The organism is Aeromonas sp. 160P (assembly GCF_055193095.1).
Genome location: NZ_JBUXKV010000001.1, coordinates 1248729 through 1274250 on the forward strand (window position 1 = coordinate 1248729; position 25522 = coordinate 1274250).

A 25522-nucleotide genomic window follows, 5' to 3' on the forward strand; every position below is an offset into this window, starting at 1 on the left:
GAGGTGATCTGTGGCACTCTATGTACAGAAGTACGGCGGCACGTCGGTCGGCACTCTTGAGCGGATCGCTGCGGTAGCGGAGCGGGTTCAACAGACCCGCGCCCAAGGACACGACGTGGTGGTGGTGGTCTCCGCCATGTCGGGCGAAACCAACCGGCTGCTGGGCATGGCCCAGCAGCTGGACCCTGATGCCAACCGGCGCGAGATGGATGTGCTGGTCTCCACCGGTGAGCAGGTCACCATAGCGCTGCTGGCGATCGCCTTGAATCAGCGCGGTTGCCCGGCGGTCTCAATGACCGGTGATCAGGTGCGTATTCATACCGATTCCGCCTATGGCAAGGCGCGTATCACCCACATTGATACCGAACGGGTTCAGACTGAACTAGGGGCGGGCAAGGTGGTGGTGATCGCCGGTTTCCAGGGTCGTGACGAGCATAACGCCATCACCACCCTGGGCCGCGGTGGCTCCGACACCACGGCGGTTGCTGTGGCGGCGGCTATCAAGGCCGATGAGTGCCAGATATTTACCGATGTGGATGGGGTGTACACCACGGATCCGCGCATTGAGCCCAAGGCCCGGCGTCTCGATACCATCACCTTCGAGGAGATGCTGGAGATGGCCAGTCTGGGGGCCAAGGTGCTGCAGATCCGTTCGGTGGAGTTTGCGGGCAAGTACCGCGTCCCGCTGCGGGTGCTGTCGAGCTTTATCGCTGGAGAGGGAACCTTAATCACATATGGAGGTGAAAGGATGGAAGCTCCCCTGGTATCCGGGATCGCTTTTAACCGCAACGAGGCCAGCCTGACCATTCTGGGCGTGCCTGACCGTCCCACTGTTGCCGCGCAGATCCTCAATCCGATCAGCGACGCCAACATTGATGTCGACATGATTGTGCAGAACACCCTGGGCGATGGCACTGCCGACTTCACCTTTACGGTGAATCGTGATGACTATCGCCGCGCCCGGGCACTGCTGGAGGAGACCGCCACTGCGCTGGGCGCCTCCTGTGTGCAGGGGAATGGCGAGATAGCCAAAGTCTCCATTGTCGGTGTCGGCATGTGGAACCACCCCGGGGTTGCCCGCACCATGTTCAAGGTATTGGGCGAGGAGGGGATCAACATGCAGTTGATCTCGACCTCTGAAATCAAGATCTCTGTGGTAATTGACGAGAAGTACCTGGAGCTGGCAGTGCGGGCCCTGCACGCGGCTTTCGGGTTGGATCAGGCACCCCAAGAGCAGCCCTTGGGCTAACAATCTCTGATTGATTTAGTTTCAACCATTTACCATATCGGTATCTTTGTAAGATAATGTCGCATATCGATATAAAAACAAAACAAGATACAGGAGCAAGCGAATGCTTATTTTGACTCGTCGTGTTGGGGAAACCCTGATGATTGGTGATGAAGTGACTGTCACCGTACTGGGCGTTAAAGGTAACCAGGTCCGTATCGGTGTCAACGCACCGAAAGAGGTCTCTGTGCACCGTGAAGAGATCTACCAGCGTATCCAGGCTGAAAAAGTGCCGGCACAACCCAACTTCTAAGTGGCGGTTGATGACTGTGACAAGGCGACACCTCATGTGTCGCCTTTTGTTTTTCTGATAGCTGACATTGCCCTGCAACGGGCAAAACGGCGCCCTAAGTAGTGATATTGCTTGAATATTCCACGCTTTGACCAAATGCTGAGCGAACGCACTTTTTTCTCCAAAAAAGTGTTTGACTAAAAATCCCTGTGAAGTATTATCAGCCCCGCAAACGGAGAGGTGGCCGAGAGGCTGAAGGCGCTCCCCTGCTAAGGGAGTATGCGGCTTATACCCGCATCGGGGGTTCGAATCCCCCCTTCTCCGCCATTTGCGCCCGTAGCTCAGCTGGATAGAGTACCTGGCTACGAACCAGGTGGTCGGAGGTTCGAATCCTCCCGGGCGCACCATATTTGAAAGCAGTATCAAAAAGTTTGTGAGCGCCCGTAGCTCAGCTGGATAGAGTACCTGGCTACGAACCAGGTGGTCGGAGGTTCGAATCCTCCCGGGCGCACCATTTTTGAAAGCAGTACTAAAAAGTTTGTGAGCGCCCGTAGCTCAGCTGGATAGAGTACCTGGCTACGAACCAGGTGGTCGGAGGTTCGAATCCTCCCGGGCGCACCATATTTGAAAGCAGTACTAAAAGTTTATGAGCGCCCGTAGCTCAGCTGGATAGAGTACCTGGCTACGAACCAGGTGGTCGGAGGTTCGAATCCTCCCGGGCGCACCATATAGACAGCCTCGACTCAGGTCGGGGCTGTTTTTTTATGTGCGAAATTCACCTCTGCGCTGCGGATCTGCTTCCGTGGTGACGGGGCGTTCACCGTCCTGTCGATCTGCGCTTGCCATCTCTTCTACTTGGCTTCCCGTTATTGGGTGCCGCTCTTCTGATCGGGGTTATGCCCTGTCTCTCTTGCCGCCTCTGCCTGCGCGCTGTATGCCTGTTGCTGCAGCGGGGGGATAGCGTGCCATGCCATCGCTCAAGGCGTAACAGCCAACCTCTTGTACCGCCAGCTGTGGTGTTTTACGGGTAATAAAAAAGGATGCCGCAGCATCCTTTTAAGGTGAGAAGGTCAACTCAGCTTTTCAGCCACTTGCGAATACGATTGGCATCGCCGATCGGGGTGCGTTTGCCCACCGAGTTGAGCAGCACGATGGCAAGCTCCTGGCGGTCGGGCTTGGCGCGCATCACCAGACAGCGGCCCGCCTCATCGGTAAAACCGGTTTTGGAGAGGCGCACATCCCAATCCGGGTTTTTCACCAGCGGGTTAGTGTTGTTGAACATCAGGCTATAGGCCGGTGAGCTGAACCGCATCTCCCGGTTCTCGTCCTGGGTGAACTGGCGGATCAGCGGTTGGCGATAGGCCGCTGCTGCCAGCTTGCCCAGATCCTGGGCGGTAGAGACGTTACGGGTCGAGAGGCCGGTGGAGTCGTAGAAGTGGGTATTGCGCATCCCGAGCGCTCTGGCCTTGTTGTTCATCGCCCGGACAAAGGCACTGCGGCCACCCGGATAGTGACGAGCCAGAGCGGAGGCCATCCGGTTCTCTGAGGACATCAGCGCCAGATGCAGCGCATCGCGGCGGGTTACCTTGGTGCCCATGCGGACGCGTGAATGGGTGTGTTTGACCCGATCCAGATCGTTCTTGTCAACCGTCAGGGTCTGACCGAGATTCTGTTTGGCATCCAGCACCACCAACGCTGTCATCAGCTTGGTGAGGGAGGCAATGGGGCGCACCTTGGTGGCATTTTTTTGATAGAGGGTCTTGCCCGTGTTGACATCAAGAACCAGCGCGCTGCTGGAGCGAACGTCCAGCTTGGCAGGGTTGGGGGCGGCGTTGACCCCAGGCAATCCCAGCATTCCCATCAAGCCGACAACCAGCGCTACTGCGCGAATCCGATACCGCATACAACCGACTCCATTCCCATCCAAAAAAGGCGCTAGATTCACTCATTTTTGCCCCTGCTTTACAAGGGCCTTTCGAGACTATTTATGCTGTTTGCGCAAAAGCGCGATCAAAAAAGCCCTCGGGTGAGGGCTTTTAGGTTTGGGTGACAGATCAATCCCGTGGCTGTACCGCCCTGCGTTTGCTGATCCAGCGCCAGACCAGCGCCACCATGCCACCCACCAGCAGTACCACCGGCAGATAGATGATGATGTTGAGGAATTGGGACTGGTATTCTGCCGCCAGCTTGGTGTGGCTCAGGTAATAACCGAAACCGACCAGTGGGCAGATCCACATGATGGAGCTGATCAGGTTGACGATGAGGAAGCGCCCCTGCGGCAGCTCGGTGGCGCCGACTATGTAGGGGTAGGCGGTGCGCACGAAGGCGATATAGCGAGCGGTGATCAGGGTGATGATCCCGTATTTGTCCAGCAGGTGGTAGACCTTCTGCTGGTGCCGCTCTTCCACATGGGACATCAGCCGGTGGTAGAGTTGGGTGTGGCCGAGGAAGCGCCCTTGCATATAGCCAAGCCAGGTGCCGACAAAGGTGGCAATAATCAACAGCGGGATCACCCCGAGGGGTAATACGTCTTGATAAATCAGCACGCCGGTGAGGATTAGCAGGCTGTCACCGGGTAGAAAGGCGGTAGGGATGAATCCGTTTTCCAATACCAGAAACGTCAAAATCACACCACAGATCATGAAGGCCATCTTGGGATCGGAAAGGGTGTTCAGATCATGATTCATAAAGGCGTGAGCCAGTTGGTAAAACTGCTCCATCTTGCAAACTCCGCAGGTTAGCTGGGTTGATCGGTCAAGGGCATGGCGAGCACCTTGTCGATGCGCAGACCATCCATGTCAACTATCTCCAGTTGCCACTGTTCCAGTGTCACCAGATCTCCGGTTTTTGGAACACGACCAAGGAGCAGCATGATAAGCCCTCCAAGGGTGTGATAGTGATGTTTTTCTTCTTCTGGCAGCCGAACCAGCTCCAGACAGTCCTTCAATTCTGGCAGCGGGATCAGGCCGTCGAGCAGCCAGCTGCCATCGGCACGCTGGAATGCCCAGTTATCAGAGCCATCCTCTTGCTGGAAATCCCCCGCCAGTGCCTCCAGCAGATCCTGCTGGGTGACCAGACCTTGCAGCTCGCCATATTCATCAACTACCAGCACCATGTGCTCGGCATGGGAACGAAAATGGTTGAGCAGCTCCAGGCCGTCCAGAGTCTCGGGCAGCAGGCTACCCTCCTCGGTCAGGGCTGCCAGATCGATGGGCTCGCCCTTGATATAGGCCAGTAGCAGGGTGTTCACGTTGATGATCCCCACCAGTTCCGACAGGCTGCCATTGCAGACCGGGAAGAAGTTGTGGCGGTATTCCACCAGTCGTTGCAGGTTGACCGCCAGTGGCTGGGCCAGATCCAGATAGTGGATATCGCTGCGTGGCACCATCAGTGAGGAGAGGCTGCGTTCGTCAAGCCGAAACACGTTGCGCAGCATGGTGTGCTCGTGGTCCTCGATCACCCCGGCTTCCGACCCTTCCACCAGCATGGCGTGGATCTCCTCCTCGGTGACATTGCTATTGCCATTCTGGTTGACCCGCAGCAGCCGCAGGCCGGCATTGGTCGAGGCTGACAGCAGCCAGACGAAGGGGCGGGTCAGGGTGGCGAGCCAGTGCATGGGGCGAGCCACCAGACAGGCGATGCGCTCGGCATTCAGCTGTCCCAGCCGTTTGGGCACCAACTCACCCACCACGATGGAGAGGTAGGTGACAACCACAATGACGATAACGGTAGCGAGCAGGCCGCTACTTTTAGCCGAGAGTCCCCACTCCTGCAGCCAGAGAGAGAAGGGCTGGGCCAGCAGGGACTCGCCATAGATACCGTTGAGCAGGCCGATACTGGTGATGCCGATCTGCACCGCGGAGAGAAAGTTGGTTGGATCTTCGCCCAGCTTGAGGGCGATAGCGGCGGAACGGTTGCCTTCACTGGCAAGCTTGCCAAGGCGCGCTTTGCGAGCGGTGACGATGGCGATTTCTGACATGGCAAAAATGCCATTAAGCAAAATCAATCCCAACAGGATCAAGATTTCCATACTGCAGTCGTGCCTCTTAGAGAGAGAAGATCGCAGGCAGTGTAATGAATTTGGCGCAGATGTGCTTGTGAAAGCAGGTGCTGCTGTTCGTTCATTTTATAACGTTGGCTTGGCATGGCTGGCAGAGATGATCCGGATGGGGTGGGCTGATGCAAAAGGGCGGGAAATCCCGCCCTTGGTATGGCCTGTCAGGCTGAGCTGATCAGAACTGCTGGAACCAGCGCTGGATCTGGGCAGGATCCTTGCTTTGGGTCAGGGAGAGCATCAGCAAGATGCGGGATTTTTGCGGGTTGAGGGTGCCAGAGGCCACAAAGCCGTATTTGGCATCATCGATCTCGGCATCCAGGGTGGTGGCACCGGTCGGTACGCGGGCAGAGCGCACCACGCGGATACCATCCTTGCTCGCTTGGGTCAGGGTATCGAACAGGGTGTGGTAGAGGTTGCCGTTACCCACGCCGGCACTGACGATGCCGTCGAATTTGGCATCTACCATTGCCTTGGCTGGCAGATCGGTGGCGTTGGCATAGTTGTAGACGATGCCCACTTGCGGCAGCTTGTCGAGCTTGCTCACGTCAAACGGGGTCTTGCTGGTGTGCAGGCGGGCCGGGGTGCGTTGATAGTCGATCTTGCCGTTGTGGATGTAGCCCAGCGGGCCAAAGTTGGGGGAGGCGAAGGTCTGCACCCCGGTGGTGTTGGTTTTGGTGACGTCGCGGGCATCCAGCACGGTATCGTTCATCGCTACCATCACGCCACGGCCCTTGGAGCTCGGGTCGGAGGCGGTGACCACTGCGTTATACAGATTCAGCGGGCCATCGGCACTCATGGCGGTGGAGGGGCGCATGGCGCCAACCAGCACCACCGGCTTGTCGCTCTTGACGGTCAGGTTGAGGAAGTAGGCGGTCTCTTCCATGGTGTCGGTGCCGTGGGTGATGACGATGCCATCCACATCATCCTTGGCCAGCAGCTCGTTGACCCGCTTGGCCAACTTGAGCCACACCTCGTCGTTCATGTCCTGGGAGCCGATCTTGACCACTTGCTCACCCTGCACATCGGCCACGTTTTTCATCTCGGGCACGGCGGCAATCAGGGTTTCGATGGCGACCTTACCCGCCTCGTAGTTGGATTGGGTGGCAGACTGACCCGCACCGGCGATGGTGCCGCCAGTGGCCAGAATGTGGACGCTGGGCAGGGCCATCGCCATGGGGGAGAGGGTCAGGCTAACAACGGCGGCGAGCAGGGTCTTGCGGATCGGTAAGGTCATGCGGCAAATCCTTCTGAGAGGGGAAATTGCAGCGATTTTGCGCTTTCTGTAGCGGTTTGTTGTGATAAAACTCACCAAAAGACAGGTGAGTACAGATTTTTAACCTGTTTTATACCTCTATAGAGATAAATTAACCTACTTGAAAGCCTTGGGCTTCGATCAGGGCGATCAGCGCGGCTTTGCTCAAATCACTTTCGATCACGGCCTTGCTGCTGGCGAAATCGACGGTAGCCGCAGCGACCGCGCTCTGGGCCAGCAGGGCTTTTTGCAGGCTGGCGGCGCAGCCACCACAGGACATGCCGGACACGGTGAGTTCGATGGTCATGGGGTATCTCCTCTGTTGATAGGGTGTCAGCCTAAAGCTGCCGCCTCCGGCAAGGTCAAGATGTCAGTACATCAGCCCCAGATAGTTCATCAGGGTTGCCCCCGGACTTGCAGTGACCTGCGAGTCCGGGGTCGTGGTGGCGATGATGATATTGAGTGCCTGCATACAGCTGACTCCGGCAAGGCAAAGATATCAGTACATCAAGCCCAGATAGTTCATCAGGGTTGCCCCCAGGCTGGTGGTGACCAGCGAACCGAGAGTCGTGACGGCAATGATATTGGCAGCCAATGCACTGTCGCCTCCCATGGCGCGGGTCATCACATAGCTGGCGGCGGCGGTCGGGGTGGCACTGATCAGAAACAGGATGCCCAGCTCCAGATGGCTGAAGCCGAGCAGGGCTGCCCCCATGGTGAAGGCGGCCGGGATCAGGCACAGGCGCATCACCGCAGCCCAGCCAGCCAGCGCTGCCCCACCGCGCAGGGCGTCGAGGCTGAGGGAGGCACCGGTGCAGAGCAGCGCCAGCGGCAGCGTCATGTTGGCGAAGTAGCTGCCGGTGGTGAGCAGCAGTTGCGGCATCTTGATACCGAGCAGGGTAAATGGCAGCGCCGCCATAATGGCGATGATCAGCGGATTCTTGATGATGCCGAGCAGGATGGGGCGGATACCGGTGGCGCCGCCGAGACTGCGGGTGAGGGTAATGACAGCGAGAATGTTGTAGAGCACGGTCACCGCGCCAACATAGAAGGCCGCCGCCCCCAGCCCGTCGTGGCCGTAGGCGTTCTGCACATAGGCGAGCCCTATGATGGCGCTGTTGCCGCGAAAGCTCCCCTGCACGAAGATGCCGCGCAGCCGCTGCGCCGTGATAAAACGCCCTGCCAGCAGCTCCAGCAGCAGATAGCTGATAACGGTGGCGAGCAAGCCATAGCCGATAAACCAGAGGCTTGGCATGGTGGCGAAATTGGTGCCGAGAATACTCAAAAACAGCAGGGCGGGCAGAGTGACCTGAAACACCAGCCGGGAGGCCGACTCGATAAAAGGATCCGGCAGCAATCCCAGCCGCTTGAGCCAGATCCCGAGCAACAGCACCACGCAGATGGGGCCTGTGATGGAGAGAGAGAAAAGCAGACTGGCCAGCAGATCCATGATAGCGTCCTGTGCTGTGCCCACACGCCCTAGTGGCGGGGCAAGAGTGCATTCTAACGCCATGGGCTTGTATTCACAGGGGTTAATCACAACAATGTGGGCAATTCCACCGCCTAGCCTCCTGTGAGCCAATTCATGGACAAGAAACTGACCATCCTCGATATCGCCCGACTGAGTGGCGTCGGCAAGTCGACCGTCTCCCGGGTGCTTAATCAGGATCCCAAGGTGAAGCAGGAGACCCGCGAGCGGGTGGAGCAGATCATCGCCGAACACGGCTTTGTGCCGAGCAAGTCGGCGCGGGCCATGCGCAGCCAGAGCCAGCAGGTGGTGGGGATCATCGTCTCGCGGCTCGACTCCAGCTCGGAGAATCAGGCGGTGCGCGGCATGCTGGAGACCCTCTACCAGCGCGGCTACGATGCGGTGCTGATGGAGAGCAAGTTCTCCCCTGCCAAGGTGCAGGAGCATCTGGCGGTGCTGGAGCGACGCGGGGTGGATGGCATCATCCTGTTCGCCTTCAATGATTTGGACTATGCCGCCATGGCCCCGCTGAAAGATAAGCTGGTGCTGGTTGCCCGCGAATATCCCGATTTCTCCTCGGTCTGCTTCGACGATGCCGGTGCGGTGCGCACCATGCTGGCGCAGCTGGCCAGCCGTGGCGCCCGCGACATCGCCTATCTGGGAGTGGATGCCTCGGATCTCACCACCGGCCAGCGCCGACTCGATGCCTATCTCGCTTACTGCGCAGAGCAGGGGTTGAGCCCGCGCAGCGCCCTCGGCGATCTCAGCCTGCAGAGTGGCTACCGGCTGGCGGCCGAACTGCTTACTCCCGCCACTCAGGCGCTGGTCTGCGCCAGCGACACCCTCGCCATCGGTGCGGCAAAATACCTGCAAGAACAAGGGCGTAGCGAGGTGCTGGTGACCGGCCTTGGCAACAACCCCATGCTCACTTTCCTCTTCCCCAACGCCCTTAGTCTCGATCTGGGTTACAAGGGGGCGGGGGAGCAGGCGGCCCGCCAGCTGCTCGGTCAGATCGAGCAGGCGCAGCCGCCGCTGGTGACCATAGCCCCATGCCGAACCCTGTGAGCCCCATCACTTCCGACTGAACAAAAAACACGCTTTTTGTGACGCTGGCCACGAATTGGGAACGTTCCCATTTTGATCTGGCCAAATTGTCGGCATGCTAAATGGGAACGATACCAAAAACGCTCCGGCCGACAGACTGGCTCAAAAGGGCGATGCAGACCACTATTCAATGGCGTCACAGAGGGAAGACCCATGTCCAAGATCAACGCACAACAGCTTGCCACCCTGATCGACAAGATCGGCGGCAAGGAGAACATCGCCACCGTCAGTCACTGCCTGACCCGGTTGCGCTTCGTCCTGAACGATCCGGCCAAGGCCGACAGCAAGGCCATCGAAACCATCCCGGCAGTGAAGGGAAGCTTCACCCAGGGCGGTCAGTTCCAGGTGGTGATCGGCAACGAAGTAGAGCAGTGGTACAAGGCGCTGACTGAAGAGCTCGGCGTCAGCGGCGGTAGCAAGGAGGCCGCCAAGCAGGCTGCCCGTCATAACATGAATCCGCTGGAGCGGGGCATCTCCCATCTGGCGGAGATCTTCGTCCCCCTGTTGCCCGCCATCATCACCGGCGGCCTGATCCTGGGCTTTCGCAACGTCATCGGCGACATCAAGATGTTCGATGATGGCACTCATACCCTCACCGAGATCAGCCAGTTCTGGGCTCAGGTGCACGCCTTCCTCTGGCTGCTGGGTGAGGCGATCTTCCATTTCCTGCCAGTCGGCGTCTGCTGGTCGGCGGTGAAGAAGATGGGCGGCTCCGAGATCCTCGGTATCGTGCTGGGGGTGACGCTGGTGTCGCCGCAGTTGATGAACGCCTATGGCATCGGCCAGCAAACTCCCGAGGTGTGGGATTTCGGGCTGTTCGTGATCCAGAAGGTGGGTTATCAGGCCCAGGTCATTCCGGCCCTGCTGGCAGGGGTATTCCTCGCCTGGGTAGAGACCAACCTCAAGCGGATCATTCCGGCCTACCTCTATCTGGTGATTGTGCCGTTTGTCTCGCTGCTGCTGGCGGTGATCGTGGCCCACGCCTTTATCGGCCCGTTCGGTCGCTGGATTGGTGAGGGCGTCGGCTTCGCCGCCAAGGTAGCCATGACCGGTTCCTTCGCTCCCATCGGTGCCGCCCTGTTCGGTTTCTTCTATGCGCCGCTGGTCATCACCGGTATTCACCACACCACCAACGCGGTGGATCTGCAACTGATGCAGAGCATGGGCGGCACGCCGATCTGGCCGATCATTGCGCTCTCCAACATCGCGCAGGCCTCTGCGGTAGTCGGCATCATTCTGATCAGCCGCAAGGAGAACGAACGGGAGATCTCGGTGCCTGCCGCCATCTCCGCCTACCTCGGGGTGACCGAACCGGCCATGTACGGTATCAACCTCAAGTACAAGTTTCCCATGCTGTGCGCCATGGTGGGTTCCAGCCTGGCGGCGCTTATCTGCGGCTTCGCCGGGGTGATGGCCAACGGCATCGGAGTGGGCGGCCTGCCGGGCATCCTCTCCATCCAGCCGCAATACTGGGCCATCTACTCAGTCGCCATGCTGGTCGCCATCGTGGTGCCTTTGGTACTGACCCTGCTGGTCTACAAGCGCCAGCAAGCCGCTGGCAAGTTGGCCCAAGCCAGCGCCTGACACTGATTATCAGGGCGACCCACGGGTCGCCCTCTCCATTTCATATTCGAGACAAGAGAAAGACCCATGAGCCAAACCCCCTGGTGGCAGAGTGCCGTGATTTACCAGATCTACCCCAAGAGCTTTCAGGATTCCGCTGCCCGTGGCACCGGTGATCTCAAGGGGATCATGGCCCGCCTCGACTACCTCAAGACCCTCGGCGTCGATGCCCTCTGGCTGACCCCGGTTTATGTTTCCCCTCAGGTGGACAACGGCTACGACATCGCTGACTACCTTGCCATCGACCCCGCCTACGGCACCATGGCTGACTTCGAGGCGCTGTTGGCCGCGGCCCACGCGCGCGACATCCGCATCGTGATGGATATAGTGGTCAACCACACCTCCACTGAACACGCCTGGTTCAAATCAGCGCTGGGGGACAAGAACAGCCCCTACCGCGACTACTACATCTGGCAGGATCCGGTGGATGGCGGCGTGCCCAACAACTGGCAGTCCAAGTTTGGCGGCAGCGCCTGGGAGCTGGATGCTGCGACCGAGCAGTATTACCTGCACCTGTTTGCCCGCGAGCAGGCGGATCTCAACTGGGAAAACCCGGCGGTGCGCGCCGAAGTCAAAAACATCATCCACTTCTGGGCGAAGAAGGGGATCGATGGTTTCCGTCTCGACGTCATCAACCTCATCTCCAAGGATCAGGCGTTCCCGAGCGACGAGATTGGCGATGGCCGCCGCTTCTATACCGACGGGCCGCGCATCCACGAGTTTTTGCAGGATGTGAGCCGCGATGTCTTTGCCCCGGTGGGCGCCATGACGGTGGGGGAGATGTCCTCTACTTCGCTGGAGCATTGCCAGCGCTACGGCGCCCTCGATGGCTCCGAGCTCTCCATGGTGTTCAACTTCCACCATCTCAAGGTGGATTATCCCAACGGCGACAAGTGGACCAAGGCGCCGTTCGATTTCCTCGAACTCAAGCGCATCTTCAACCACTGGCAGAGCGGCATGCACGGCAAGGGGTGGTCGGCGCTGTTCTGGTGCAACCACGATCAGCCGCGCATCGTCTCCCGCTTCGGCAACGAGGGCGAACATAGGGTAGTGGCCGCCAAGATGCTGGCCAGCACCTTGCACGGCCTGCAGGGCACCCCCTACATCTATCAGGGGGAGGAGATCGGCATGACCAACCCCGGTTATCAGTGCATCGACGACTATCAGGATGTGGAGAGCCGCAACATCTTCGCCATCAAGCAGGCGGAAGGGATGAGTGAGGCCGAGATCCTCGCGATTCTGGGTGCCAAGTCTCGGGATAACTCGCGCACCCCGATGCAGTGGAGTGCCGCGTCCAACGCCGGTTTCACCAACGGGACGCCCTGGCTCAAGCCCGCTGCCAACTACCCCGAGATCAACGCCGAGGCGGCGCTGGCTGACCAGAACTCGGTGTTCTGGCACTACCGGGATCTCATTGCGCTTCGCAAGGCGTACCCCATCTTCACGCAAGGGGATTATCAGGAGCTGCTGGCGGGGAATGAGCAGATCTGGGCCTATACCCGCAGTGCCAACGGCCAGACCCTGCTGGTGGTGAGCAACTTCTACGGCGAGCCGGTTGAGTTTGCGCTGCCTGCCGAGCTGCAAGCTGCTGAAGGTCGCCTGCTGCTGGGTAACTACCCCGATAGCCCGGCCCGGCCGCAATCGGGTATGCTGCGCCCTTATGAATCCCTGATCTGGCTGATGGAGTAGTGGATGAGTGAGGTGATGACGAAGGCGACTGCGACGGTGCGCGGGCCCGAGTGGCAGAAGATGGTGGCGGGGGAGCCCTATGATGCGGGTGATCCCGCGTTGGTGGCGGCCCGTGAACGGTGTCGTGCATTGTTGGGCGAATTTAACCGGGAGTCGACCAGTTCCCCTGGGTGGGATGAGCGCCTCACGCGTTTGCTCGGTAGCCGTGCTGAACGCTGCTTTATTACCCCGCCATTTTTTTGCGACTACGGCGCAAATATCCATGTCGGAGCGAATTTTTACGCCAACTTCAACGGCACCATCCTCGATGTCTGCGAAGTGCATATCGGCGACAACGTGCTGCTGGCGCCCGGGGTGCAGATCTACACTGCGGCTCATCCGGTTGCTGTCGTGCCCCGTATCAAGGGTGTCGAGTTCGGCAAGCCGGTGCGGATCGGTCACAACGTCTGGATCGGCGGCAGCGTTGTCATCTGCCCCGGAGTCACTATCGGTGACAACAGCGTGATTGGCGCGGGCTCGGTGGTGACCAAAGATGTGCCCGCCAACGTGGTGGCGGTCGGTAATCCCTGCAAGGTATTGCGGCCCATGACAGCAGAGGAGTTGATGGAGGGGTAAGCTACGGGGGGTTAACCGAGGTAATGGATGAATCACTCCCTCAAACGAAAAATGCCCCACCGGAAGGTGGGGCATTTTTATAACAGCAACTAACGTGCCGGCGCGTATTGATAGCCGCGAGTGTTAGATGGCCCAGCCACCGGCATAGAAGACCACCAGTGCCACGGCGATGATGACGGTACCGACGTTGAGTTTCTTCCACTCGGCAGCGAAGATGCGGCCAACGACCAACGCCACGAAGCCCAGCATGATACCGGTGACGATGTTGCAGGTGAGCACGATGAAGACGGCGCACAGCATACCGGCCAGCGCATCGACCGAGTCACTGAAGTCCAGCTTGGTGACGTTGCCCAGCATCAGCAGGCCGACGTACATCAGGGCCGGTGCGGTAGCGTAGGCCGGTACCAGATAGCTCAGTGGCGACAGGAAAATCATCATCAGGAACAGCACGCCGACCAGCGCAGCGGTCAGACCGGTTTTGCCACCGGCGGCAGTGCCTGCGGCAGATTCGATGTAGACGGCCGCTGGGGCACCACCCACCACGCCAGCAACCATGCTGCTGACGGAGTCGGCAGTCAGGGCCTTGCCACCGCTGATGATGTGGCCACGCTCGTTGATGAGGCCCGCCTGACCTGCTACTGCACGGATGGTGCCGGTAGCGTCAAACACGGCGGTCATCACCAGCGCCAGCACGGTGGGGATTACCACCGGATTGAGAGCACCCAGCAGATCCATGCTGCCCACCAGCGAACCGTTCGCACCGGTCAGGCTCGGCATGGCGAAGAAGCCTTGCCAGGTCACTTGCGGATCAAAGATGAGACCGAGTATGGAGATGGCAATGATCACCATCAGGATGCCGCCCGGCACCTTGCGACGCTCCAGACCGAAGATTGCCGCCAGACCCAACACAGTCATGATCACCGGGAAAGAGGTGACGTCCCCCAACTGGACCGGCAGACCGGCCCCTTCATTTTTGATCACCATGCCAACGCCGTTGGTGGCGATTAGCAGCAGGAACAGACCGATACCGATGCCGGTGCCGTGGGCTATACCGGAGGGGAGGTTATCGAGGATCCACTGGCGCACGCCAGTGATGCTGATCAGGGTGAACAGCACACCCATCAGGAAGATAGCGCCGAGGGCGACCGGAATACTCAGTCCCTGACCGAGTACCAGACTGAACGCGGTAAAGGCGGTGAGGGAGATGGCACAACCGATAGCCATTGGCAGCTTGGCCCACAGCCCCATCAGCAGGGAACCGAAGGCGGCGATCAAACAGGTGGCCACAAAGACCGGGCCCTGCTCAAAACCGGCAGCACCCAGCATATTCGGCACAACTATGATGCTGTAGACCATGGCCAGGAAGGTGGTCAAACCGGCCAACAGTTCCTGGCGCACACTACTACCGCGCGCAGAAATGGAAAAATAAGAATCCAAAAAGCCACCGGTGGTTCCGTTGGCGGCCATATCTTGCTTTGCCATAACTTATCCTAAAAGTGTGAAGGAAATCGTTTGCTTTTGTGGCGCGCAAAATAGCAAGAATTCGCCGAAAATGCAGTGGGTAACCTGACTTTTTCATCAATATTTTGCATAAAGGGTCCATTCGGAGTTCAAGTGCAGACCCAAAAGGGAGGAAAGTCAGTGTGAAGCGTTGCTGAGGAGTGGGATAGGTGAGAAAAATTGAACAACAAAAAACCCGCCTAAGGCGGGTTTTTTAAATTCTTGCTGAGCGATTAGCGAATGGCATTAGCCACAAGCAATGTGCTCAAGCTTGAATTACAGACCAACTACGTTGGCTGCAGCCGGGCCTTTCTGGCCTTGCTCGATGGTGAACTCAACGCGCTGACCTTCGTCCAGGGTTTTGAAGCTGGTGGACTGGATAGCGGAGAAGTGTACGAACACGTCTTTGCTGCCGTCAGCCGGGGAGATGAAGCCAAAACCTTTTTCAGCGTTGAAGAACTTAACGGTACCAGTCATTTTGTTAGACATAATAATTTCCTTAAATAGTATTTGAAATGCTACAAAATGTAGCAATCGGTGATTTTTCGTCAGCAATACGTATGGGGAGCACTAAAGAAGGAGAATTATTTTGTAAGAATTATCCTAGGATAACGCTTACACTAATCACTGCTTTACTAAAATGACTGCCTAACATAATCAGGTCTGAACTGCCGAACCATCGAGAGAGATTAAAACACGCTCTCATTGTTAAAGCAAACCTTATCTCTATATTAATTTTTTGTAACGAACGTGAGGTTGGCTATTTTTTGGTAAAAGCTATTTATTTCAAGTGTATAGAATGTTTTATTTTAACGGAAACAGCTTCTAAGGAAGCTCAGTTGCGCTTTTTTGTATCGCTAATGTAGCCAGATTTGGCGGTAAAGATGGCGCTCATGATCAGATTGAAATGCTGCACGCGTGTGGGCCGTGGGCGCTCGGGGCCATAAATGAAAATGCCCGCTAAGCACCAAGTGCGAGCGGGCATTTTCACTAAGCAGGGAATTAGCGTTTGCTGCGAAACTTGTTGCTGACTGAATCTATCCAGCTAAAGGTTTCTGGCAGTACCTGATTCTTGGCGCGCTCTTTTGCTTTCTCGCGAGCAAGCTTGGAGGCCGCTTTGGCTGCTTCGGCGCGATCTGCCACAATTTTCAGGCGACCCTCTTCACGGATTTTGTTCCGCTCTCCGTTGGTCAGCTGGTGGTCTGCATTGGCTTGCGCTTTCTGCAATAACAAGGCTATTTCAGCTTTTTCAGCCTCGGTCAGATCTTTCATTTCCAGCTTTTTCACAGCGCGCTCCTGCGGCAGGGGGGTTAGATACCCTAACACAGTTGTGCCGATCACTTCTTATGCAATCGGCATTCCAGCGGCAAAAACACCAGTTAGAGCCCAGTTCCAGAGATTTCGCGGCAACTTTACCGCTTGTTTACCGTATGTCAGGTGATAGCCAGTGGAGATAGCACCATCTGCCCGTCTGGCTCGACATGGATCAACACAATGGCGTGAGGTAGTTGCTCTATGATCTCATGTTCGATGCGGTCACATATATCGTGAGCTTCACCAATAGTCATCTCGGTTGGCAGGGTGAGGTGAAAATCAATATGGCGACGACGACCAGCACGGCGGCTGCGCAAATCGTGAAAACCGCTGGAGGCAGGGCAACATTCAGTGATGATGCGGCTGGTCATCTCCAGCTCCTCGTGGCTCATGCTATGGTCGAGCAGGGGGTGGAAGGCTTCATTGAGCATGCTGATCGCCTCCCTGACAATAAAGATGGCGACAGCAATTGCCACCAGTGGGTCGAGGATGGCGAGTGAGTGGCCAAACAGACTGGCCAGCCAGATACCGCCAAGACCGATGGCCACTCCGGCGGAGGTGAGAACATCGGCCTTCAGATGAAGTGCATCTGCAGCCAGCGCGACAGACTCCTCTTCTTTCGCCACCTTATATAGGTAGGCAGATACACCACTGTTAACTACCGCTGAAATCACCATGACAAGCACGCCCCAGCCGATACTTTCGATGGCTGCAGGGTGAAACAGTTTGTCGACCGCCTCGAAAATAATCCACCCTGCGGCCAGCAAGATCAGCAGGGCTTCTATAACACCGGAGACATTTTCAATTTTGTCGTGGCCATAAGGGTGGCGTTCATCGGGAGGAAGGTCTGACTTTTTCACTGCGAACAGGGCGATCAGGGCCGCCACCAGATCCATCGCGGAGTGGATGGCTTCCGAGATGATACTGACCGAGCCACTGGCGATACCAGCCATTACCTTCATGATGATCAGGCTGATATTGGAGCAGACGGATACCATGGCTGCTCTGGTTTTTCTGTTCATGTCACAGCTTCCTGAATAAAAACGGATATTTCGGTGCGGCGCGCATTATATCTGGCTGACCGGAAATAACCTATTCGGTGTTGTAACCTGATGTTTCTGGTGATATTGCGAATGCTTATTAAAATGGTGGCCGATTGAGCGGCAATAAATAATGAGAGGGATTTATATTTATCCGTGAAAATATCTCGTGAGTGCGGCCATAATATAAGCGTGACAACATTTAATAATGCAAATCACTCTTTTTTGGTTTTTCGTATCGAGCCCATTGGGCTTGATGTTCCAGGGGATTGCTCGTAGCTATTTTTTGGTGAGAATGAGGCTGGATCCGGATTCGAGTGGAGGGTATGCTGGTTCTGTTGATGGCCCCTGCCATCACACCAAGCGTACTGAAGTTGATGATTCGGATGGCATGCTGGATCCCTTGTGGCTCCAACTGTCTGGATAACATTTTTGGAGTTTGATGATGAGTAACAAAGAACATCACAACGGCAAAGATGCCAAGAAAAAACCGCAGCTGTCACTGAAAGAGAAACGCGAAGCCAAACGTCAGAAAGCAGATCTGAAAAACGGCAGCGCAATGAAGTAACGCTCCACTACTGCTGTTCCTTCGGAGCCAGTACAAAGCCAGCCCTTACCGGCTGGCTTTTATGTTTGTGGCTCACGGCGTGGCGCCGTAAGCCGCGAAAATCTGGCGATAGCGGCCATCCTGGCGCATTGCCTCAAGGCGTTCATCAAACAGGTTGCGGACATCGGCCGCACGGAAGGCAAAGTGATAGACGGTGGGTGGGAAGAGGTCCGCCTGCCTGACCAGATTGCGCTCGTAGCGCTCGCCTGTCTGGGCTGCGGCGATTAGCTGGTCCAGATAGTAGTAGAACACCCGCTCCTCCAGTACCACAGCATCGACCCTGCCGCGCATCAACTGATGCACCTGCCCCTGTTGCTTGGCCACTTCCTCATAGTGGGGATTCTGGTTGGCCATGGTGGCGAACGCGCCCCCCAGAATGATCCTTGCTCGTTGAAAGGCGGTGACTCGCTTGGCATGCAGATCGTCCAGGGTACTGATATGAGTGCTGCGCAGAGTGAAGATCCGGTTATGGAACGTAATGACGGGCCGGGTCAGAAAGTGGGGATCAACCATGCCGGGTTTGACGTTGATGATGGCATCCAGCTTTCCTGACTCGAACAGGCGGAAGGTTCGCTCCAGCGGTAGAAATTCAAAGCTGGGCTCATAGCCGCTACCGGCGAACGCCTCTTTCAGCAGATCCAGCTCGATGCCACGGTGAGCGTCTTTGATGACATAGGGGGGAATGGCAAAGCTGACCCCTACCTTGAGTGGCTTGGCCAGTAACTGGCCGGGCAGCAAGCTGGCCAGCAGTAGCAATAAAGGGGTGATCGGCTGGATTACACCTTTCACAACGCGCTCCTGTCGAGAATATCCATCACTGTAAGAGAGGTCGCCATAAAACGTCATATTCCTTTCTGGCTGACTGGTTCAGCCTTGAATGCATAAAAAAAGACCCTGATTTATCAGGGCCTTTTCAATATTTCTGTTCTTAGAAGGGGATATCGTCGTCGAAATCCATCGGCGGCTCGTTATAAACCGGCGGGGCAGATTGTGGCTGCTGAGCCGGACGGCCATAACCGCCTTGCGGTTGCTGCATGTTTTGCTGCGGAGCCGGAGCGGGGCGCTGCTGGTTCATCGGCTGCTGGGCAGGCATGCTCTGCTGTGGTTGGCCCCAGTTGCCTTGGCTTTGACCACCCATAGCTTGTCCGGCGCCACCTTGTGGGCGGCCACCCAGCATCTGCATGACACCACTGAAACTGTCCACCAGCACTTCAGTGGTGTAGCGCTCCTGGCCACCCTGATCTTGCCATTTACGAGTCTGCAGCTTGCCTTCTACATAGACTTGGGAGCCTTTCTTCAGGTATTCACCGGCTACTTCGGCCAGTTTGCCCATGAATACCACACGGTGCCATTCGGTACGCTCTTTCTGCTCACCAGTCTGCTTGTCGCGCCAGGATTCGGAGGTGGCCAGAGTAATGTTGGTCACCGCGCCACCACTCGGCATGTAGCGTACTTCCGGGTCTTGCCCGAGGTTACCGATCAGAATGACTTTATTGATGCCTCGACTGGCCATAATTTCTCTTCCACCTTTATATTCCGGCCAGGCAAAGCCTAGGCCAACCAAATGAGTTACCGCGTTTTTTCATGACCATGCCGCTATCGTATTGAACAGCATGGTTTTTCTATACCCGTAGCAGCAATCAGGCTGATGTTTACTTATTACCTGGCTCACGTTTAGCCCCCAATAGTAACAGCTGATGCGTCCCTGCGCACCCTCATCCGTGTGGTGTTGCCGGTTGAGGGGCGGAAGCAGAACGTCTCTTTGGCATGGGTTGGGAAGGCACAGATTCAATCGCAAAAAAGGATGATAGCGATAGATAATGCCTGTCTATTCATCCAGTAGTCGCTATGCCATACTGGCTCGCTCAGGTTTCTGTATCGAGCGTGCAACAAGATGGAAAAAATCGTGGTCCGGGGTGCTCGCACCCACAACCTCAAGAACATCAATCTGACCCTGCCCCGCGACAAGCTGATCGTGGTGACCGGTCTCTCCGGCTCCGGCAAATCCTCGCTGGCGTTCGATACCCTCTATGCCGAAGGGCAGCGTCGCTATGTGGAGTCGCTCTCCGCCTATGCCCGTCAGTTCCTCTCTTTGATGGAGAAGCCGGACGTCGATCATATCGAAGGGCTGTCACCGGCCATCTCGATTGAGCAGAAGTCTACCTCCCACAACCCGCGCTCGACTGTCGGCACTATTACCGAGATTTACGACTATCTGCGGCTGTTGTTCGCCCGGGTTGGTGAACCGCGCTGCCCGACTCACGAGATCCCACTGGCCGCCCAGACCATCAGTCAGATGGTGGATCAGGTGCTGGCCCAGCCGGAGGGGAGCAAGTTGATGCTGCTGGCCCCGGTGGTGCGGGATCGCAAGGGGGAGCACAGCAAGCTATTGGAAAATCTGGCGGCGCAGGGTTATATCCGTGCCCGTATCGACGGCGAGGTGTGCGATCTCTCGGACCCTCCCACGCTGGAGCTGCACAAGAAGCACACCATCGAGGTGGTGGTGGATCGCTTCAAGGTGCGCGAGGACCTGGCGCTGCGGCTCGCCGAATCATTCGAGACGGCGCTGACCCTCTCCGGCGGCATCGTGCTGGTGGTACCCATGGACGGAGAAGAGGGAGTTGCCCCCATGACCTTCTCCGCCAACTTCGCATGCCCCGAGTGTGGCTACTCCATGTCGGAGCTGGAACCGCGCATCTTCTCCTTCAACAACCCGGCCGGTGCCTGCCCGACCTGCGACGGCCTCGGGGTGCAGCAATATTTCGATCCGGCCAAGGTGATCGGTGATCCTTCCATCAGTCTGGCCAACGGCGCTATCCGCGGTTGGGACAAGCGCAGCTTCTACTACTTCCAGATGCTGAAATCTCTCTCCGAGCACTACAAGTTCGATCTGGAAACGCCGTGGGAGGATCTGCCGCCGAAGACCCAGGAGGTGATCCTGCGGGGCTCTGCTCGCACCGAGATCGAGTTCCGTTACATGAACGATCGCGGCGACGTGGTGGTGCGCAAGCACCCGTTTGAGGGGATCTTGCACAACATGGAGCGCCGTTATCGGGAGACCGAGTCCAACTCGGTGCGCGAAGAGCTCTCCAAGTACATCGCCAACAAATCCTGTACCAGCTGCGGCGGTAGCCGACTGCGGCAAGAGGCGCGCCACGTGTTCGTGGATAACCGTAACCTGCCTGCCATCGCCGAGCAGTCCATCGGCGATGCGCTCGCCTTCTTCGAGGGGCTGAACCTGAGCGGTCAGCGCGGTCAGATTGCCGAGAAAATCCTCAAAGAGATCATTGAGCGGCTGGGCTTCCTGGTGAACGTGGGTCTCAACTACCTGAGCCTGTCACGCAGCGCCGAAACCCTCTCTGGCGGCGAAGCCCAGCGCATTCGACTGGCCAGCCAGATTGGTGCCGGGCTGGTGGGCGTCATGTATGTGCTTGATGAACCCTCGATCGGCCTGCACCAGCGCGACAATGAGCGGCTGCTCAAGACCCTCACTCACCTGCGCGATCTGGGCAATACAGTGATCGTGGTGGAGCACGATGAGGATGCTATTCGTCTCGCCGATCACGTGCTCGACATTGGCCCGGGGGCGGGCGTGCACGGCGGCGAGATTGTGGCGCAGGGCACCCCGCAGCAGATCATCGACAACCCAGCTTCACTGACCGGTGACTATCTCTCTGGCCGCAAGCAGATCGCCATCCCTGATGAACGCACCCCGCTCACCGGCAAGTGGTTGAAACTCAAGGGGGCGAGCGGCAACAACCTGCGCAACGTCAATCTGGATTTGCCGCTCGGGGTGATGACCTGCGTTACCGGCGTTTCAGGCTCCGGCAAGTCGACCCTGATCAATGACACCCTGTTTCGTATTGCGCACCGGGAGCTCAACAAGGCGACCGAGTCCACGCCGGCACCCTATCGCAGTGTTGAGGGGCTGGAGCATCTGGACAAGGTGGTGGATATCGATCAGAGCCCCATCGGCCGTACCCCGCGTTCCAACCCGGCCACCTATACCGGCCTGTTCACCCCGATCCGCGAGCTGCTTTCTGGTACTCAAGAGGCGCGCTCTCGTGGTTATAAGCCCGGCCGTTTCTCCTTCAACGTCAAGGGGGGGCGCTGCGAGGCGTGCCAGGGGGACGGGGTCATCAAGGTGGAGATGCACTTCCTGCCGGATGTCTACGTGCCGTGTGATGTCTGCAAGGGCAAGCGCTACAACCGCGAGACGCTGGAGGTGAAGTACAAGGGCAAGAACATCCACGAGATCCTCGACATGACAGTGGAAGATGCCCGCGAATTTTTCGATCCTGTGCCGGCGGTGGCGCGCAAGCTGCAGACCTTGATGGATGTAGGCCTCTCTTATATCCGGCTCGGCCAGTCTGCCACCACCCTGTCGGGCGGCGAGGCGCAGCGGGTCAAGCTGGCGCGGGAGTTGTCGAAACGCGATACCGGTCAGACCCTTTATATTCTGGACGAGCCGACCACCGGGCTGCACTTCCACGATATCCAGCAACTGCTCAAGGTGCTGCACCAGCTGCGGGATCGCGGCAATACCATCGTCATCATCGAGCACAATCTGGACGTGGTGAAAACCGCCGACTGGATTGTCGATCTGGGGCCGGAAGGCGGCGCCGGTGGCGGCCGCATTCTGGTGACGGGGACGCCGGAGGAGATCTGCGGCAATAAAGAGTCTCATACAGCACGTTTTTTACGGCCGCTCTTGACGCGATAAACCGTTATAATCGAGGGGCCTTTGGCCCCTTTTTTTTATAAAAATCGGTAACATGGAGGCGCGGCCCGTGTAATGCGGGCAGGTTGGCATCACGGTGTCATGGTAAGGGATATATCGAGTTATGGCTCAGGCTCCGCGCACGATTGATCATCAGTTGGCTTACTCCATGATGCCTATCTGGCTGGGGGCTATTTTACTGCTTTTGCTGCTGCTGGCGTGGGCTCAAATTCCGGCAGCCAGTCAGATTGAAGATCAACGAATGAAGGATCATTTGCTGCGCGTGAGCAAGGCTGTGCAGGCGGATGTGGCGGCTCTGGATGCATTTAGCCGGGATTGGGGCATCTGGGATGATAGCCACCGCTTTATGGGCAACAAAAACAGGGCGTTCATCGAATCCAATCTGTTCAATGATATGCCGATGCGGGACTTCAGCCTCAATCTGATGAGCTTCATGGACCTCAGTGGCTACGAGATCTGGACGCGCACCCTGCTGCCCGATGCACCGGGAGTCAACCCGGATCAGTTTCCCTATTTCCTGGATGAACTGAAAAAGCAGTTAAGAGAGCGCTCGGTGGCGCAAGGGGGCATCAATCTGCACGGGATCCGCGCGTCCCAGTGGGGGCCGCTGATGTACTCGTGGCAGCCGATCAGAAACAGCGACGAGTCGGCACCGTTTAACGGTTTCTTGCTGGTCGTGCGCTGGCTCGATAAGGCCTATCTTGATCAGGTATCGGAGCGCACCATGCTGCCACTGGCCATTTCCCATGCCAACCTGGATGTCACCTCCCCCTTCAAATCGCTGAAACCGCAAATAACGTATCGTTTGATCGACCTTGGGTTTACACGGCTTAGGGGAGAGGTGCGGTTGCTCAACAGCGATAACCAGCCGGTGTTGACCCTGGTGATTGAGGAGGAGAGAAAGATCTTGAGTGGCGTCATGGAGGGGGCGCTCTGGACCTTCATTGGCATGCTGTTGATCAGTTTTATCTGCGTCATGATCGCCATGTGCCGGCTCAAGGAGATTGTGCTGACCCCCTTGCAGCAACTGGTGGTGGCATTGCAACGGTTTGGCGAGCGGCCAGAGGCCAATCTGATCCCCTATATCGACAGCAGTACCGAAATGGCGACCCTGAGCGGCAAGTTCAGGGAGATGGCCAGCAAGGTTAGTCAGCAACACGATGATTTACTGGAAAAATCCAGTCAGATGGAACTGGCTGCATTTACCGATCCCTTGACCCGTTGTTTCAATCGTCGCTATCTGGATGGCTGGTTGCAGGCCAACTGGGCCCAGCCTTGTCTGTTATTGCTGCTGGATCTGGATCATTTCAAACGGATCAATGACCGCTTGGGCCATGACATCGGGGATCTGGTGTTGAAACAGTTGGCGGATCTGCTGCGCAAGGTGGTGACAGGAGAGCGCGAGCCAATTATCCGGCTGGGCGGGGAGGAGTTTTTATTGCTGCTGCAGGTGGATGACGAGCAAGAGCTGGCGCTGCGGGTCGAATATCTGCGCCAGCGTGTCGCGCAACACCGCTTTGGCAAGGAGGGGGAGCCATTATGGCTGACTGTGTCACTGGGCTATTGTCGCTATCCCCTGCACCCGGAGTGCCCGGATTCATTCTGGAGCCACAGCTTCAAACTGGCCGATATGGCGCTCTACCAGGCCAAGCAAGGGGGGCGCAATCGGTGGTGCGGTTATGTCGCCAGCTTGTCTGTCAGGGAGGTGATGGACAAGAGCCCGGAACTGCTGGTCGAAGGGGAGGGGCTCACGCTGCGGCACTCCGCAAATCCGGGTTAACCCTGCCGAACCAATACCAGATAGGCCAGCGCGACAATAAAACCGAGCAGGATAAAGAGAAAGGATCCGATTCCCCACACGGCCGCGAGAAAGGCCCCCACCTTTTGCCATCTCGACTCATTTTTCATAAATAAACCATTACTTCCCAATAACTTGTGTGGCGCAAAAATACGCTCATTTGCCAATGTTAACAACAATTAATCGCCGCCCTGCGGGGTTGTAAGGTGTGGCTTGCTTGCTTCTTTTGGCAATGGGTGCGGGTAGTGCCAGCCATCTCGAGATGGGCACTGCGGCTTGTTATCTGGGGGCTCAGCGAGATTGGGATGGCGCGTAAAGATGTCACTGCAATCGATTTATTTCTGTGCAACCTTTGCTCCAAGTCAATAACTTTGTGTTTACATGGTTCTATAGTCAGCAGGCTTACAGCATCAAATGAAAACAAAAAAAGGGATTACGTGATGAAAAAATTACTTCCTCTGATGATTGCCGCTGCAGTGACCTCTCCTTTCGCCATGGCCCATCAGGCTGGCGATATTCTGGTTCGTGGTGGTTTGGCTGTTGTGTCTCCACAAGACAGTGGTAACAGCTTTGAAATCAATGACAATGCCCAGCTGGGTTTGACTTTGACCTATATGGCTACAGATAACTTCGGCGTGGAGCTGCTGGCTGCGACCCCATTCTCCCATTCAGTGAAGATTGGCGATACCGAAGTGGCTAAGGTCAAACACCTGCCGCCAACCCTGATGGCTCAATACTACTTTGGCGATGCCCAGAGCAAGGTTCGTCCGTACGTTGGTATTGGTGTCAACTACACCAACTTCTTTGACGAGAAAGGTCGTGGCCCTCTGACCAACAGCGATGTGAGCCTGGATGATTCTTGGGGTGTTGCTGGTCAAGTTGGTATCGACATGGCGATCACTGACCGCTGGTTTGTAAACGGTTCTGCCTGGATCATGGATATCGACACTGATGTGCATGTAAACGGTGCAGATGGAATCAAAACCAAGATTGACCCAATGGTCTTTATGGTTGGTGCGGGTTACCGCTTCTAATGATTCGATTCTGACTGCGGTTCTGAATGGATCGCGGGAGATAGCAAAGTACGTCTCTTTCAGCCCGGCTTGTGCCGGGCTTTTTTCGCTTGGCTTATATTTTCCAGCTTGTGAGCAACCCGATACAAATCAATTAAATACCCATCGCTTTCTCTCAGTT

At 57.0% G+C, this 25522-nt stretch carries 22 protein-coding genes and 5 tRNA genes; 15 read left to right on the forward strand and 12 right to left on the reverse strand.

Annotated elements, in window-relative coordinates:
• Window positions 1-10 precede the first annotated feature (10 nt).
• The 7 genes from ACY8FN_RS05905 to ACY8FN_RS05935 all read left to right on the forward strand — a co-directional run bounded on the left by ACY8FN_RS05905 (window position 11) and on the right by ACY8FN_RS05935 (window position 2247).
• The gene (locus tag ACY8FN_RS05905) at window positions 11-1249 is read left to right on the forward strand and encodes an aspartate kinase (protein ID WP_042021511.1); all 1239 of its coding nucleotides are present in this window, start codon (window positions 11-13) and stop codon (window positions 1247-1249) included.
• Between the two features lie 103 nt (window positions 1250-1352).
• On the forward strand, window positions 1353-1541 hold the full coding sequence (gene csrA, locus ACY8FN_RS05910) for a carbon storage regulator CsrA (protein WP_042021513.1): 189 nt from the start codon (window positions 1353-1355) through the stop codon (window positions 1539-1541).
• Window positions 1542-1754: 213 nt separating this feature from the next.
• Window positions 1755-1847: transfer RNA gene (locus ACY8FN_RS05915), tRNA-Ser, on the forward strand.
• 3 nt (window positions 1848-1850) lie between these two features.
• A tRNA-Arg gene (locus ACY8FN_RS05920) sits at window positions 1851-1927 on the forward strand.
• A gap of 30 nt (window positions 1928-1957) precedes the next feature.
• Window positions 1958-2034, forward strand: a tRNA-Arg gene (locus ACY8FN_RS05925).
• Window positions 2035-2064: 30 nt separating this feature from the next.
• Window positions 2065-2141, forward strand: a tRNA-Arg gene (locus ACY8FN_RS05930).
• Between the two features lie 29 nt (window positions 2142-2170).
• Window positions 2171-2247 (forward strand) — tRNA-Arg (locus ACY8FN_RS05935).
• A gap of 348 nt (window positions 2248-2595) precedes the next feature.
• Here the strand turns inward: ACY8FN_RS05935 and pbpG are convergent.
• The 6 genes from pbpG to ACY8FN_RS05965 all read right to left on the reverse strand — a co-directional run bounded on the left by pbpG (window position 2596) and on the right by ACY8FN_RS05965 (window position 8279).
• A complete protein-coding gene (pbpG, locus tag ACY8FN_RS05940) occupies window positions 2596-3423 on the reverse strand; it encodes a D-alanyl-D-alanine endopeptidase (RefSeq protein WP_101320461.1) in 828 nt (275 codons plus the stop codon).
• Window positions 3424-3574: 151 nt separating this feature from the next.
• Window positions 3575-4240, reverse strand: a complete 666-nt coding sequence (locus ACY8FN_RS05945; protein WP_101320463.1) for a DedA family protein — start codon at window positions 4238-4240, stop codon at window positions 3575-3577.
• A 17-nt stretch (window positions 4241-4257) separates the two neighbouring features.
• Window positions 4258-5550 (reverse strand): hemolysin family protein, encoded by a 1293-nt coding sequence (locus ACY8FN_RS05950; RefSeq protein WP_042021520.1) that lies wholly within the window; start codon window positions 5548-5550, stop codon window positions 4258-4260.
• Between the two features lie 202 nt (window positions 5551-5752).
• Entirely contained in the window at window positions 5753-6811 is a 1059-nt protein-coding gene (ansB, locus tag ACY8FN_RS05955; protein ID WP_463099465.1) for an L-asparaginase 2, read from the reverse strand.
• Between the two features lie 130 nt (window positions 6812-6941).
• Window positions 6942-7136: a heavy-metal-associated domain-containing protein gene (locus tag ACY8FN_RS05960; protein WP_463099466.1), complete on the reverse strand. Its 195-nt coding sequence runs from the start codon at window positions 7134-7136 to the stop codon at window positions 6942-6944.
• Between the two features lie 192 nt (window positions 7137-7328).
• A complete protein-coding gene (locus tag ACY8FN_RS05965) occupies window positions 7329-8279 on the reverse strand; it encodes an AEC family transporter (protein WP_463099467.1) in 951 nt (316 codons plus the stop codon).
• A gap of 135 nt (window positions 8280-8414) precedes the next feature.
• Between ACY8FN_RS05965 and treR the strand changes: the two genes are divergently transcribed.
• The 4 genes from treR (at window position 8415) to ACY8FN_RS05985 (ending at window position 13328) form a co-directional block, all read left to right on the forward strand.
• Window positions 8415-9362: a trehalose operon repressor TreR gene (treR, locus tag ACY8FN_RS05970; protein WP_463099468.1), complete on the forward strand. Its 948-nt coding sequence runs from the start codon at window positions 8415-8417 to the stop codon at window positions 9360-9362.
• A gap of 192 nt (window positions 9363-9554) precedes the next feature.
• Complete coding sequence (gene treB / locus ACY8FN_RS05975; protein WP_463099469.1) at window positions 9555-10985, forward strand: PTS trehalose transporter subunit IIBC; 1431 nt, start codon at window positions 9555-9557, stop codon at window positions 10983-10985.
• A 66-nt stretch (window positions 10986-11051) separates the two neighbouring features.
• Complete coding sequence (gene treC, locus ACY8FN_RS05980; protein WP_463099470.1) at window positions 11052-12713, forward strand: alpha,alpha-phosphotrehalase; 1662 nt, start codon at window positions 11052-11054, stop codon at window positions 12711-12713.
• Between the two features lie 3 nt (window positions 12714-12716).
• Window positions 12717-13328 (forward strand): sugar O-acetyltransferase, encoded by a 612-nt coding sequence (locus ACY8FN_RS05985; protein ID WP_463099471.1) that lies wholly within the window; start codon window positions 12717-12719, stop codon window positions 13326-13328.
• Between the two features lie 123 nt (window positions 13329-13451).
• On the opposite strand, the gene ACY8FN_RS05990 is transcribed toward ACY8FN_RS05985, so the two are convergent.
• The 4 genes from ACY8FN_RS05990 to ACY8FN_RS06005 all read right to left on the reverse strand — a co-directional run bounded on the left by ACY8FN_RS05990 (window position 13452) and on the right by ACY8FN_RS06005 (window position 17164).
• Window positions 13452-14810, reverse strand: coding sequence for an NCS2 family permease (locus ACY8FN_RS05990; RefSeq protein ID WP_463099472.1), 1359 nt, complete (start codon window positions 14808-14810; stop codon window positions 13452-13454).
• Between the two features lie 294 nt (window positions 14811-15104).
• Window positions 15105-15317 (reverse strand): transcription antiterminator/RNA stability regulator CspE, encoded by a 213-nt coding sequence (gene cspE, locus ACY8FN_RS05995; RefSeq protein WP_005316548.1) that lies wholly within the window; start codon window positions 15315-15317, stop codon window positions 15105-15107.
• A gap of 513 nt (window positions 15318-15830) precedes the next feature.
• Window positions 15831-16115 (reverse strand): DUF3811 domain-containing protein, encoded by a 285-nt coding sequence (gene yjbD, locus ACY8FN_RS06000; protein ID WP_005340165.1) that lies wholly within the window; start codon window positions 16113-16115, stop codon window positions 15831-15833.
• Between the two features lie 146 nt (window positions 16116-16261).
• A complete protein-coding gene (locus ACY8FN_RS06005) occupies window positions 16262-17164 on the reverse strand; it encodes a cation diffusion facilitator family transporter (RefSeq protein WP_101326026.1) in 903 nt (300 codons plus the stop codon).
• A gap of 463 nt (window positions 17165-17627) precedes the next feature.
• On the opposite strand from ACY8FN_RS06005, the gene ACY8FN_RS06010 reads away from it, so the two are divergent.
• A complete protein-coding gene (locus tag ACY8FN_RS06010) occupies window positions 17628-17750 on the forward strand; it encodes a hypothetical protein (protein ID WP_098970803.1) in 123 nt (40 codons plus the stop codon).
• A gap of 72 nt (window positions 17751-17822) precedes the next feature.
• On the opposite strand, the gene ACY8FN_RS06015 is transcribed toward ACY8FN_RS06010, so the two are convergent.
• Window positions 17823-18566 carry a substrate-binding periplasmic protein gene (locus ACY8FN_RS06015; RefSeq protein ID WP_463101134.1) on the reverse strand — a complete coding sequence of 248 codons (744 nt, stop codon included), beginning with the start codon at window positions 18564-18566 and terminating at the stop codon, window positions 17823-17825.
• Between the two features lie 151 nt (window positions 18567-18717).
• On the reverse strand, window positions 18718-19302 hold the full coding sequence (locus ACY8FN_RS06020) for a single-stranded DNA-binding protein (RefSeq protein ID WP_068979511.1): 585 nt from the start codon (window positions 19300-19302) through the stop codon (window positions 18718-18720).
• A gap of 381 nt (window positions 19303-19683) precedes the next feature.
• On the opposite strand from ACY8FN_RS06020, the gene uvrA reads away from it, so the two are divergent.
• The 3 genes from uvrA to ACY8FN_RS06035 all read left to right on the forward strand — a co-directional run bounded on the left by uvrA (window position 19684) and on the right by ACY8FN_RS06035 (window position 25362).
• On the forward strand, window positions 19684-22512 hold the full coding sequence (gene uvrA, locus ACY8FN_RS06025) for an excinuclease ABC subunit UvrA (protein ID WP_463099473.1): 2829 nt from the start codon (window positions 19684-19686) through the stop codon (window positions 22510-22512).
• Window positions 22513-22633: 121 nt separating this feature from the next.
• Window positions 22634-24310, forward strand: coding sequence for a sensor domain-containing diguanylate cyclase (locus ACY8FN_RS06030; protein ID WP_463099474.1), 1677 nt, complete (start codon window positions 22634-22636; stop codon window positions 24308-24310).
• Between the two features lie 458 nt (window positions 24311-24768).
• On the forward strand, window positions 24769-25362 hold the full coding sequence (locus tag ACY8FN_RS06035; protein WP_139717542.1) for an OmpW family outer membrane protein: 594 nt from the start codon (window positions 24769-24771) through the stop codon (window positions 25360-25362).
• Window positions 25363-25522: the final 160 nt, after the last annotated feature.